Origin of the sequence: Hymenobacter koreensis (assembly GCF_039541855.1) — a bacterium.
In the GTDB taxonomy this organism is placed as follows: Bacteria; Bacteroidota; Bacteroidia; order Cytophagales; family Hymenobacteraceae; genus Solirubrum; species Solirubrum koreensis.
In genome coordinates this window covers 431996-443549 of the sequence record NZ_BAABHA010000015.1, presented here as the reverse complement: position 1 = coordinate 443549, position 11554 = coordinate 431996, and the positions used below count along the sequence as shown (strand labels likewise).

Sequence of the window (11554 nt, the reverse complement as noted above, 5' to 3'; positions counted from 1 at the left end):
TTAGTAAAGGCCCGCGTTGTTGGAACGCGCGGCGGGTTGGGGTTGGTAGAACGGGTTCAGGCCCGGCAAGCCTTGGGGGCGCACGGCGGCGGGCTTTTGCGGCACCACGTCGGGGTTGACGACTTTGGAGGGGCGCAGGCCCGCGTTGCGCTTTTTGGCCAGTTCCAGTTCGCGCTGCACCTGGGCGAGCGTGCGCGTGGTTTTGGGCGAGGGCGCGATTTTGCCGTTCGAGTACTGAATGGCGCGCTGGCGCTCGGAGCCAGAAAACGGGATGCGGTAGGTGGCTTCCTGCTCGTTGGCCAAACTCTGCGCTTTAGCCCACAGTTGCGCGTCGGCGTCCCACACCTTCTGCCCACCGAACAGGCTCATCATTTCGCTGTACTTGTCGCCGTCGCCGCCCTTGGCCGCGTCGCGGGCTTCCTTGAGCTGGGCAAAGATTTCCTGCGGGTTGCCGCCGTAGTTCTCGTTTTTCTTCGACGAGCCGATGAGCACCAGCCCGGCTTGGGAGAAGCGTTGGTTTTCGGGGCGCAGTTGCAGCTTGGTCAGGGCAGCGGCGTAGTTGCCGTTGGCCCGCTGCACGTCGTCGGCCGAGGGGAACACGCTCTCGCCCGTCTTGGGGTCGAGCAGGCCCACTTCGAGCGCGTCGAAGTTGATGTTGAGCGCGAGCTTGTTGTTGGCCGAGTGCGTGGTCGTGCCGTCGGCGCCCACCGTCGTGACGCGGCTGAATTGGGCGTTGCTGTATTTCAGCGGCTCGCTTTGGCCTTTCTTCGGGTTGTAGACCGAGAAGCGTGTGGCGTCGGGCGAGTAGCCCGCGTCGTTGCCCGTGCCGGTGGTCACGAACGACGGGCCGCCGTCGCGGGCCTGCACGGTTACCGTGTTGGTGCCCGAGCGGCCGGCCGAGGGGTAGCGGTTGTAACGCTCCTGCTCGGTTTCTTTCGCGTAGCCAAAGGACGACAGAAGCGTTTTGGCCGCCGCAACCTCATCGTTTGTGCCGAGGCGCTTCATTTCGCCCTTGAGCACCACGTTGAAGCCGTAGTCGGTCTTGAGTTGTTGCAGGGTGTTGTTGTCAAGCTGCACCAAGGGCGTGCCGTCGGCGCCGCGCTCCACGTCCCACGAACCGTCGGATTTGCGCACGGGCTTGAACAGGTTGGTGGTCAGCGAGCCGGAGCGCGAAAACGAACCGGGCCGACCGCCCACGGCGTCGGCTTGGGTAGAGGCCGTGAAGATGCCCTTGATGGCCTCGCGGGTCGTGGCGATGGCGTCATACGACTCGGGATCGTCATCGACCTCGTTAAAGCGAGCCGGGTCAAATTGCGAGGGGCGCAGGTAGTTTCCTTGGTCGTCTTTTTGCAGCGCAATCAAACGCTCGACCGCGTACTTGCCGTTGCGGCGTGTATCGGCCAAATAAGCCTTGGAGCGGGCAAGTCGTTCATCCGAAATCTTTTTACCCCGGTCGCGCTCGTAGTAAAACTGCGCTTGGCGCTGACTGGCCGATAACTTGGCACGCATGGGGTCGTCCTTGTACTTGGCGTAGTCTTCAAAGGTGCCGTTGTACACCTGCGGAGCCAATTTGGTGTAGACGAGCTTCTGGTATTCCTCGCCCGTGGGCAGGTCCAGCTTGAGGTCGGTAATAAAGCGGTTGGCCTCCTCGCGGTTGGCTTTCGCACGGGCCGCTTCTTCCAACTGCCGGCGCCGCAGGCGGGCGCCCTCCGCTTGTTGAAGGGTGCGCAGCGCGGTCGGGTCGTTGCGTAAAACGTAGGCACTACCCGTCGCGGCTTGGCCTAATGGGACGAGTTCAGCGGGATTTTGTGGCTCCATATCTCCTAGCAAGGTACGAAACTTATTTGCTACATATGGCCTATGTTGCCGCCATGAAACACCTGCTCCTTTCCCTCCTGCTCAGTGGCGTAGCCGTCGCCGCCTTCGGTCAAAACACCTACTGCCTAGGGTGCAGCGCCGCGCAGGTGCGCGACATGGCCTTGGAGCAGCCCGGCCGCGTGGAACTGCGGGCCACCTCGCAAGTGCTGGTATTCGGCCGCACCGACTCTCTTTCGCGCTCCACGTACCGGCTGGCGGGCGGCAAGGTGGTCGAGGTCAACCACTCCTACCCCGCCTCGTCGTTTTTGGTGGCGGCAGCAGACAAAGACCTCGGCAAGCCCCGCCCCGACGGCAGTTGGTTGCAGGGCAAAGTGTTGGTGCGCAAGCGGTACGACGGCAACCGCGTGGTGTACGTCTATCGGCAGACGGGTCGATAAGGAAAATATTTGTACATATAATATTGTTTTATCGTACGAATTTCCTGTACCTTACCTCACCAACCAACGAACGAGGTATGAACATTGTCGAAGAAATGCTGGCGCTTACGGCGCAAGAGCCGCAGTTGTCTCCTGTTGAGACGCTGCGCAAGATTAGCGACTACGTTGCCAAGCATGTGCCACTGTTAGAGGGAGCGGCAGACGAGTTTCCTTCGGCTGCCAATACAAAGGCTGTAGCGATGCTGAACATGTTAAATGCGCAAACGCAGGCGGTACTTGCGAGTCTTCCGCGCGATATTCAGAGCACTCGCTACGAACTTACACAGTATTACGAAGACGGAACAATGGCGGGCAATGTGGTTGGGTGGTTCGAGGAAGTCGGCCACCGGCCAATTCTGGTCGGCGATGAAATTGTGGTTGGTTTAGACCACTACCTGCGCGTAGCGGAACGGGTGTGGGTCGCTGAATCCAACGATTTAATCATCAGCTTGACAAGCAAGTATCGCGGAGAGGAAGATTTAAAGGATTTACGCGGAGACTTGCTGGCCTTGGGGTGGGACATAGGCAAGGAGTAAGACTGCCTTTGCGGCATGAACGTGCCCGTAACCATTCTTCCCGACGACGTTTTTGAACACGGCCGCGAACTGGCGGAAACCATCAGCGCCTTGATGGATTGGCCGGTGGAGAAACGCGGCGACATGCTCAGGGCGATGGTTAAGCTGCGGCTAGATGATGTCTACAAGAAAACCGGCGTGCTGCTGGCCGCTGGCGACGACCTGACGTTTTATCGAATCCCGCGCCTGCGGTACAAGAAAGAACACGATATTATTTACTACCGCGTCACGGCGCGGGAAATGATTTTGACGGAAGACGGCCTTATTATTCGATACTACGGCAAGTTGATCATGGACTTGGAAATGGGTGAATAAAAAAGCCCGGTCATAACGACCGGGCTTTTTTCGTTTTGCAAACCGCAAATTATTCTTCGCGCAGGAAGCGGGCGGGGATGTCGCGCAGGATCAGCCCCTCCAAACCGCTGCCTTCTTCGTCGCCCGTCGGAACGGGGATTACGACGTCCACGCGCTTCTCACCGCCGCCGCCGTAGCTCTGGTCGATGACGCGCACGTTGGACAGGTCGAGGTCGAGGCGCAGGCGCTTCGGTTTGGGGGCTTCCACGGCTTTCGCGGCCGGGGTTTCTGCTTTCGGGGTTTTGTCTTTCTTGTCGGCCATTGTTGGTTTGTTAGTTGTCGGAGGGTTGGGGAATGTCGTCGGTTTCCAAAGTGCCGTTGTGGTAGGCTTCCAGGCGGGCCAGGACGCGCTCGAAGCGGGCGAGCACCCACAGGGTACTGCCGTCGCGCAGGTGGATTTGGGTTTTGGGCGCTTTGTTGTCAAAGCCAAGTTTCCACCCCTTCGCCGAGCGCACGAACAGCACGTCGTTGTAGAGAAACGCCACGTCGAGGACGGATTCCACGCCGAGGTCGGTGCGGATGATTTGCCGGGCTTTAAACCACTCGCTCATGTTAGCGGCCGGTGTAACGCGGCAACGTCGCCGGCAGCTTGGGCGCGGCGGGCGTGCGCAGGCGGGGCGATAACGCAGCGAGCGGATTGTCGGCGCCGACAAGCGCCGCCTCGCCAGCCAAGCCTTCGGCGCCCGTGGTGGCGTAGGCCGTGGCGGCGGCCGACGCCAGGCCGTCGATGCCGTTCATCAGGTTCTGGTTGCTCGACTGAATCAGCGCGGCCTTGGATTTGTTGAACTGGTCCAAGTCGCGCATCTGGTAGTTCGCCTGCGTGGTCAGTCCTTGGTTGAGGCGCTGGCGGGCCGTGTCCTGGTACTGCAAGCCCTGCGTGGCGAGCTGCTGCTGCCCCTGCTGGCGGTTCTGGTCGAGGGCGGCGAGCGTGCCGAGCACCTGCGACGAGGACGTGCCGGCCCGGCTGGCTTGCGCGAGGCCCGAGGCGAGGTTCTGGTTGAGACGGTTTTCGGCCGCTGCCATACCCGGCATTTGGGCGCTATTCGCTGCTTGCCGCAGGTTGCCCATCTGCTCGCGGAACGCAGCGGGTGTGCTGTCCTGTAATTGAAGCCGGTTGGCCTGCCTTTTCTGCGTGATGGCGGCGGCCACTTTGGGGATGGCTTGAACGGCGCCTATGGCAAGTGGAACGGCGAGAGCGGGTAGTGGCATGGGCGCTAATTTTCCCTCAAGGTACGAAAAAAGTTTGCCGTTTATGCCGCCGTTCTTACAAAACCTACGTACCTTGGATGCTCCAACCACAAGCCCCGTTGCCATGAGCAAACCCGCGAAACCGCAAGCATACATCACAAACTATACACCTGCCACCGGCATGAACTCCGTGCAGCAGGGCTACGGCGAGCAGGCCGTGGATGCGCTGTTCGCCTTGCAGCAGGCCGTGGACAGCGCCACCCGCCCCTTTACCGAGGGCGACAACCTCGACGTGGCCGACGAGCGCCGCTTCGTGTGGCAGTTCACCTTCAAGCGGCAGGACACGTTCGGCCTGTACTTCTTCTGCCACGGGGCCGTGCCCGCTAAAGCGGCGGCGTAAGATGAATACGGAAACAGACGACCAAATTGACGGGCGGTTCGGTAAGGGCTACCGCAAGTCCCACCTCGGCGAGCATTGGCAGTGGACGCTGCACTCTTGGGAGTATTACGGCTCCACCAATTACGTGTCGCTCTCGAAAGACGCCCGCTACGGGCCGGGCTACCGGCTGCTGATTGAAACCGAATCGGGTTACGTACCCGCTTTCGTTGCGGGAAACTACAATGACGATCAAGTATTGCGCCTAATCGAAGGCTTCTGGCCGACCAACCCCAACTTTAAAACCGACCGCAAATAGAACCATGACCACCGAAACCCTTCAAAAAGCCAAAGCGATAGAGCAGCGCATCAGCAAGCTCCACGGTGAAATAGCCGACTTTCAGACAGCCGGTATCGTCTTGCGGCTACACAACAATGACTTCGGGTTCTCGCTGATAAGCACTATCGGCACGAGCGAGAACAGCGAGCATCCCGACGCGGAGTTGGCGCGAGCCTTTGTGCAGAAGTTGATCGAGCGCCGCCAACAGGAATCTTCCAAACTACATGAACAGTTCAACAGCCTATAGCCATGAATAACGACTGTAACATCAATAACGACTCGGTGGAAGGCCCGCAACTGGATATTTACGGCCGGCCGTGGCACAAGCAACCCGCGCCGACGTTTCCCGAGGGGTTGGGTGTATTTGCCGGCGCACCGAAGCGCAAGGAATACGGCATCGAAATGGACGGCATTGCGCAGATGCTCGGGCTGGATATATTCGACTACGACCCCGGCGACATCGTAGTGGCGGTTGGCAAGCTGCAAAGCCAATTAACCGACACGCAATACCGCCTGCAATCGGCACTTGTTGCCGTTCCCAACGTCGCGTTGGCATGGGTCGCACCAAGCACTACCACGGGGCAGGATGGCTACTACACACCGATGTACACGCACGCGCTGAGTTTTAACGCGCCCAATGCGCAAGGCGGTACGACCGTGGCGTATGAAGGCATACAATTCTCTACGCCGCCCTCCTACTGGCCCGCGCCGGGCACTGTTTGCTATTGCAGCGCCCGCAGCGAAAATGACTGCTCTTGCCCACCAGTATACACAACTCAATCAAACATAAACACCCTCTAACACCCCTCCTATGAGCACCACCCGCGCCAAATTCAAAGTAGACTACGTGCAGAACTTCGGCACATCGGCCACCGTGAAGCTCTCGCCCGTGTACGGCACGAGCGGCGAAAACAAAGCCTTTTGGGACGCCACGCCCTGCGGCAGCATCGAGTTGATGCTGCAAAACCAAGCGGCTATTGCAGCCTTTGTGCCGCAAGGTGAGTTCTACATCGACTTCACGCCCGTAGCGCCGGAGCGCGAGAAAGGCCCGTTCAACCCGCCGCGCATTCCTGGCGACCACCCACGCGGCTAACCACCCCACTTGCAAAGCAAAAGCCCGGCCGAGGAATCGGCCGGGCTTTTTCGTGCGTTACAGCCCCGTGGTTACAACGCCTCGGCTTGGCCGGCGCGTGGGAGCCACGAGAGGCTGACGGCCGTCAGGCGGGCGTCTTCGGCCCCCACGGGCGGTTCCAGCAGCACGCGCAGGGTGCGGCCCACGAGCAGGCGGCCGTAGTGGCGGGCGAGCAGGCGCGAGGCGTAGCCCGGCGAGGTTTCGTCGCGCTTCCACGGCGCCTGCCACACGCCGTCGAGAAACGTCAAATCTTCCGTGGCCAGCCGGGTTTGGCGCAGCGTGTCGGCCAGGGCGTTGATGGGCGTCCACGCGGCTTCGCCCTCGACGGCGACGGTGCGCCATTCCTTCGCCAGTCGCGGCGCTTCGGCCGAGGTCAGCGTCACGCGCGGGGTGACATACGCGCCGAAGTGCGAGCCGTAGGGCGCCTGCGCGTCGTGCAGCCACGGCTGGCCGCCTTGGAAACTGAGCAGGCCGAAGCCCGGCAGGCCCACGGCCGCTTCGGCGGGGTTGCTGCGCGTGCCCGCGTAGGTTTCGCGGCGTTCCGACCAGACGAGGCAGTTGTCGCCCGTGAGCAGCCACGCTTCCTCGCGCAGCGGGTCGTAGGCGGCGCCCGTCAGCCGGCTCGGAGCCACGGCGTCGAGTGCGGTGCGGAACTTGGCGATTTGGCCCAAGGGCGTCACCCCGTTTTGGGCGTAGCGGCACCACTCGTTGCGGCGGCCGTCAAAGAAGAACACGCGGCCCTTGCCGTCCGTGCTCACCGTTTGCGGGTGCTGGCAGCCGTAGCCGCCGCTGAGCACGTTCACGTAGCCGATTACGCGGTCCACTTCCACGAGCAGATTGCCGCCGCTGGTTTGCCGCGCCTGGCTCACGCCGAGGCCGAGCGAGGCGCAGCCGTAGGACGCCAGCACCAGCATGACCGAGCCTTGGGCCTGCGTGTCGTCGGCCACGGCAAGCGCCGTGAGCGGGCCGATTTCGCGCGGGATGCGCTGGTCGTCTACGTTGAGGGGTTCCCACGCGCTTAGCCCGTTGGTTTGCGTGCCGGCCGCGCGCGGCCCCGAAAAGGCGAGGGCCGTGGGCAGGCGGCTCACCTGTTGGTCGGGCGCGAGCACGGCGGCGATGCGGCCGCGTGCGGCGTTGAGCCACACCGGGGACGGCACCGTGCCGGGCGTGGTGCTTTCCCGGCCGGGCTGGTTGCCCTCGGCGGGCACCAGGTAGGCGTCGCCGGTCAGCACGCCGCTCGCCACGCTCAGGCTGCGGCGCGGATTGCCCTGCGCGTCCGTGTCGTGTAGCACGGCGTGGACCGGGCCGGCCGTGTAAAGGTCGGGGCCGGCCGTGGCGAGGCCGGGGGTGTAGATTTCGACGGGCACCGCGTCGTTGGTCGGGAATTGGGCGAGGATGTCGAGGAAGCGCGGCGAAATGGCCACGAAGTTGCCGCGCTGGTAGAGGATGGGCACGTCCACGCCGCTGTTAAGCAGCGTCAGCCGGTCGCCCGAGTCGGGCGAAAAGGTGTAGCCCCGGTTGGTTTGGGCGAGGCCGCTCAGGTCAAACCACACGGCCTGCACAAAGGCCAGCCCGTTTTCGCGGATCGGGCGCAGGTCGGGGCCGGGCGGGGCGGCGGTGGTTTCGCCCCGGTACTGCTTGGGCGTGGCCAGCACGCGCTCGAAGGTGCGGTGGGTGAGCGAGGGCGAGAGCAGCAGGCGGTAAAAGCGTGCCCACGCGGGCACGAGCGCGGTGGCGGGGCCAGCGGGCAGCGTCCAGCGCAGGTTCTGCACGCGCGGCCCGCCCGAAGGCACGGGCACGTCGAACTCCACGCGGCTGCCGGCAGCGGCGGGGCGGCCGAAGGCGTCGTAGAATTGCAGGCCCGCCGCGTAGCGGCTGCGCTCGTGGAAGGTGGGCAGCGCGTCGGTGGCGGCGTCGCTGGCCGGGGCGCCCGCAACGGGCTGGTCGGGCAGCACGGTAATTTGCCGCTCGTTGCCCGGCGCGGCTTCCAGCAGCTCGTCGGCCGACAACTCCACAAACGCCTGGGTGTAGGTCAGGGCCGCGCCAAGCTGCGGGGTGAACAACCCGCCCGTGTTGCTGCCTTCGGCGTAGGTGCTGCCGGGGTCGGGGTACGCGCCGGCCAAGCGGCGGAACAACCGGGTGCGGTAGCGCAGCTCAAACCGTTCCTCGCCGTCGTCGGCCGTGAAGGTGAAGCGGTAGGGCGTCACCGTTTGGTAGAGCGTGTCGAGGGTGCTGGTGGCGGTTGCCGTTTCAATGGCCACGGTCAGCGGCACGTCGGGCGTGGCGTAGCCCACGCGGGGCAGGTTGCCCACCCACACGCGGTTGCGGGCCACGGTCAGCGCCTCGGCGGGCCAGAGCGCCTCGAATACCCGTGCGGCTTCGGCGTCGGGCACGGCCTCGCCCGTGGTTACGCCCGTGAAGTCGTAGGCGGCGGGCCACGCGCCCCCGGCCGGGCGGCGCAGGGTCGCGGCCACCAGCCACGTCGCTTCGGCGTCGGGGCGCACGAGCACCTGCACTTCCGTCACGAGCGCGGGCGGGTCGGGCAGGGCCACGCGCAGCGTGTTGCGGGCGTCTTCCAGGGCCGAGCGGGTGGCGGGGTTAACGGGGCCGAGGGGCGAGAAAACGGTGTGCTCGCCGTCGGCGTAGCGGTAGCGGGTGGCGAACTGCCACGAACGGCCGGCCACGCGGTTGGGTTGGCCGGGGCGGGCCACGTCAATGCGCGTGGCGACGGGCGCGGCTGTGGGCGGCACTTTGAGCAGGTACAGGCCGAAGGGTTCGGCGGTGAGCCGGGCGGGCGTGTAGAAGCCCGATAGGCAGCGGGCCACGGGCAGGTTGCGCACCTCCCCGTCGGCGTCGAGGTAGAGCAGGAAGCCGTCGGTCACGCAGGGTTGCGCCCGGCCGTTTTGCGCGGGCAGGCGCAGGCCGTCCCATTCGAGCAGGGTTTGCGCCGCTTCCGTGGCGGGCAGGTAGCGCACGGCGCGGTGGCGGCCTTCGCTGTGGTGGAGCAGGAAGTAGGCGGCTTGGGCTTCGGCGTCCCAGCAGGCGCCCACGCAGGTCGCGGTGCCGTCGGCGGGCAGGGCGTAGTCCACGGGGCGGTTGCCGGTGGCGCCCGTCAGGTAACCCGTGCGGACGAAGACGTTGAGCGCGTCCTGAAACACGCTTGGCGGCAGGGCGCTAACGTCGGTGTCGGTGTCGATTTTCAGAAAGGAGTGGCGGGTCGTGGGCATCTAGTCGAGTCCTTTAATGGCTTTATCCAGCACGCCGCGCATCGTTTGCAGCTTGTGTTTCAAGTCGCCTATCTGGATGCGCAACCGGGCGGTTTCGGCTTCCATGTCCAAGACACGCCGGGCTTGGTTGCCCTGCGACATGGCGAGGTAGTCGTTGAGGTTGTCGCGCAACGCCACCGCGTCGGCTGACGGAATCCGCACCTCGCAGTTCTCGACATACTTGGCGACGAGAATAAAATCCGTTTTGTCGGAGTGGCAGGTGTATTCCACCGAGTCCAGGCGCACCGGGCCTCGGTGCCAGTTGCAGTAACTCGGCATTAGCGGACGTTGAGGGTGTAGTTGTCGTGGCAGACGGCGGCGATTTCGGCGTACCCGAACTTGCTGCGGTGCTTCTTGCTCAGGCGCTGGGCGTTGCGAAACTGCTTCTCGTATTCGCGGCTCATGGCCAAGTCCTTCTTGCGCAAGCAGTGCTGCCAAAGGATGAAGTAGGTGAGCGGCGTCACGTCGTAGGGATGCACGACGGTGGGCTTGCCAGGGTCCACGGCCGAGCCGATGTAGGAGAGCACCAGCACCGTACCGGGTTCGATGAGGCTGCCCACGCGCAGCACGCGCTCGGCTTCGTCGATGACAAATTCCTCGCGGTATTCGCCGTAGCCGTAGCCCTGCACGGGCTTGCCGGCGCGTTCGATGCCGGGGTAGCACCACGTCGGCCACGCCTCGTTCACCTCGTCGGTGAGCACGGCCGGCGCGTCGAAGGGTTCCACGGCCACGATGCTCAGGGCGGGGTTGTAGCAGAGGTTGCGGACGGTGCCGCCCTGCTCGCGGCCCACCACGAGGTAGTCCACGTAGTCGGCGGGCAGCTCCGTCACCCGGTCCGGCCCCACGTCGAGCAGCACCGTTTTGGGGTAGCGTCCCTCGGCGTTGTGGTCGTTGTGCCACATGTGGGCGAAGCCGCGAAACTGCGCCTGCAAGCGGTTCGGGTTCGGGTCGCTGAGCGTGTCGGCCACCGTGCGAACCACGTTGGCAATGGTGGTGTAGGGTGTGGTCATTTAGTCGTTGGGTGGTGCCTGTTGCCGATCAAACGCCTCGTTAGCTTCCTCTTTGGTGAGGACAACCGCCGTTTCAGGGTCAAAGTGGAATAGCCGGTGGTCGGGGCGGCAGGTACAGACAAAGCAATACACGCCGCACGGCCGACCGCTTCCCCACGGGTCGTTTGCTTTATCTATTAGGCTCATCCTTGGTTGGCGTTGTTGTCGTTGGTTTTGTCCTCGGGCGTGCGGCGTTGCAGCAGGGCCACGGCTTTCGCCACGATGTCGGTTTGCATGAGCTTGCGCAGGCCCGGCTCGCCGAGCGTGTCGCGGGTGGCGCGGATGATGACTTTTAGCAGCACCTGCGCGTCGGGCGGCGGGGTCGTGCCCCGGCTCCACACGTAGTACACCCGGTCGCCCTCCCACGTAAAGCCGTAGTCGCCGTCGAGCGGGATGTGGCCGCCTTGGTAGGTGGCCCGCAACTGCGTGGGGATGGGGATGTAGGTGCGCTGGTAGCGGTCCACGAGCTTCATGGGTTCCACCGAGTACACGCCCTCGCCGGGCAGGTTCTGGTGGCGGGCCAGCTTGGTAAACACCTCGGGCAAGAGCGAATACTTCTCGTCCGTGTCGGGGTCGGTGAGCACCGGCCACTTGGGGAAGGGCACGAGGTATTCTTCGTTGCTGCCGCCAAACTTGTAGAGCGCGTCGAGGTCGTCGAAGTACTGCTGGCGGGCAAACGCTTCGTTTTCCACGGTCGCCTTGCGCTCGGCGTCCGCGTTGTAGCGGTCCACTTCGCTTTGCTGGTCGCGGCGGGCTTGCAGCACGGCCAGGCGCACCTCGCGGCGGTCGTAGGGCGAATCGGCCGTGGGGTTGCCGCCGCTCAGGATGCGGTGGACCTCGGCGGCGAGAATGTCGTCCTCGTCGGCCGTGGGCTTGGCCAGGAACGCGTACGGATTGGGCGCGGCGACTATCGGGTCGGTGGGCGTGGGGTCGAGCGCCGGGTTAACCGCGCCGGAACCGGCATTTGCGAGGGCCATAGG

Annotated in this window: 16 protein-coding genes; 8 read left to right on the top strand and 8 right to left on the bottom strand. The window is 64.0% G+C overall.

All coding sequences use genetic code 11. From position 1 onward, the window contains the following. Positions 1–1818: a hypothetical protein gene (locus tag ABD903_RS20815; protein ID WP_345227411.1), complete on the bottom strand. Its 1818-nt coding sequence runs from the start codon at positions 1816–1818 to the stop codon at positions 1–3. Positions 1819–1871: 53 nt separating this feature from the next. Here ABD903_RS20815 and ABD903_RS20810 point away from each other — a divergent pair, with 53 nt between their 5' ends. From ABD903_RS20810 to ABD903_RS20800, 3 genes are all read left to right on the top strand, one after another. Next, on the top strand, positions 1872–2255 hold the full coding sequence (locus ABD903_RS20810) for a hypothetical protein (protein WP_345227409.1): 384 nt from the start codon (positions 1872–1874) through the stop codon (positions 2253–2255). Positions 2256–2332: 77 nt separating this feature from the next. Next, positions 2333–2830: a hypothetical protein gene (locus tag ABD903_RS20805; protein ID WP_345227407.1), complete on the top strand. Its 498-nt coding sequence runs from the start codon at positions 2333–2335 to the stop codon at positions 2828–2830. Between the two features lie 15 nt (positions 2831–2845). Further along, complete coding sequence (locus ABD903_RS20800; protein WP_345227406.1) at positions 2846–3184, top strand: hypothetical protein; 339 nt, start codon at positions 2846–2848, stop codon at positions 3182–3184. A gap of 49 nt (positions 3185–3233) precedes the next feature. Here the strand turns inward: ABD903_RS20800 and ABD903_RS20795 are convergent, their stop codons facing one another. The 3 genes from ABD903_RS20795 to ABD903_RS20785 are packed head-to-tail and all read right to left on the bottom strand — an operon-like array spanning position 3234 to position 4432. Further along, positions 3234–3485, bottom strand: coding sequence for a hypothetical protein (locus ABD903_RS20795; protein ID WP_345227404.1), 252 nt, complete (start codon positions 3483–3485; stop codon positions 3234–3236). 10 nt (positions 3486–3495) lie between these two features. Further along, positions 3496–3774, bottom strand: coding sequence for a hypothetical protein (locus tag ABD903_RS20790; RefSeq protein ID WP_345227403.1), 279 nt, complete (start codon positions 3772–3774; stop codon positions 3496–3498). A 1-nt stretch (position 3775) separates the two neighbouring features. Further along, positions 3776–4432, bottom strand: coding sequence for a hypothetical protein (locus ABD903_RS20785; protein WP_345227401.1), 657 nt, complete (start codon positions 4430–4432; stop codon positions 3776–3778). Positions 4433–4535: 103 nt separating this feature from the next. On the opposite strand from ABD903_RS20785, the gene ABD903_RS20780 reads away from it, so the two are divergent. From ABD903_RS20780 to ABD903_RS20760, 5 genes are read left to right on the top strand one after another with little or no spacing between them, the layout of a single operon-like run. Beyond that, a complete protein-coding gene (locus tag ABD903_RS20780; RefSeq protein WP_345227399.1) occupies positions 4536–4811 on the top strand; it encodes a hypothetical protein in 276 nt (91 codons plus the stop codon). Between the two features lies 1 nt (position 4812). Next, the gene (locus ABD903_RS20775) at positions 4813–5106 is read left to right on the top strand and encodes a hypothetical protein (protein ID WP_345227397.1); all 294 of its coding nucleotides are present in this window, start codon (positions 4813–4815) and stop codon (positions 5104–5106) included. A 4-nt stretch (positions 5107–5110) separates the two neighbouring features. Next, positions 5111–5374: a hypothetical protein gene (locus ABD903_RS20770; protein WP_345227395.1), complete on the top strand. Its 264-nt coding sequence runs from the start codon at positions 5111–5113 to the stop codon at positions 5372–5374. A gap of 2 nt (positions 5375–5376) precedes the next feature. Continuing rightward, positions 5377–5928, top strand: a complete 552-nt coding sequence (locus ABD903_RS20765) for a hypothetical protein (RefSeq protein ID WP_345227393.1) — start codon at positions 5377–5379, stop codon at positions 5926–5928. A 10-nt stretch (positions 5929–5938) separates the two neighbouring features. Then, on the top strand, positions 5939–6220 hold the full coding sequence (locus ABD903_RS20760; RefSeq protein ID WP_345227391.1) for a hypothetical protein: 282 nt from the start codon (positions 5939–5941) through the stop codon (positions 6218–6220). A 71-nt stretch (positions 6221–6291) separates the two neighbouring features. Here ABD903_RS20760 and ABD903_RS20755 read toward each other — a convergent pair whose 3' ends face one another. From ABD903_RS20755 to ABD903_RS20740, 4 genes are all read right to left on the bottom strand, one after another. Continuing rightward, complete coding sequence (locus ABD903_RS20755) at positions 6292–9486, bottom strand: hypothetical protein (protein ID WP_345227389.1); 3195 nt, start codon at positions 9484–9486, stop codon at positions 6292–6294. Continuing rightward, positions 9487–9804 (bottom strand): hypothetical protein, encoded by a 318-nt coding sequence (locus ABD903_RS20750; protein WP_345227387.1) that lies wholly within the window; start codon positions 9802–9804, stop codon positions 9487–9489. Continuing rightward, on the bottom strand, positions 9804–10535 hold the full coding sequence (locus ABD903_RS20745; RefSeq protein ID WP_345227384.1) for a hypothetical protein: 732 nt from the start codon (positions 10533–10535) through the stop codon (positions 9804–9806). Before ABD903_RS20745 ends, ABD903_RS20750 begins: the two co-directional genes overlap by 1 nt. A gap of 182 nt (positions 10536–10717) precedes the next feature. Then, complete coding sequence (locus tag ABD903_RS20740; protein WP_345227382.1) at positions 10718–11551, bottom strand: hypothetical protein; 834 nt, start codon at positions 11549–11551, stop codon at positions 10718–10720. Positions 11552–11554 lie beyond the last annotated feature (3 nt).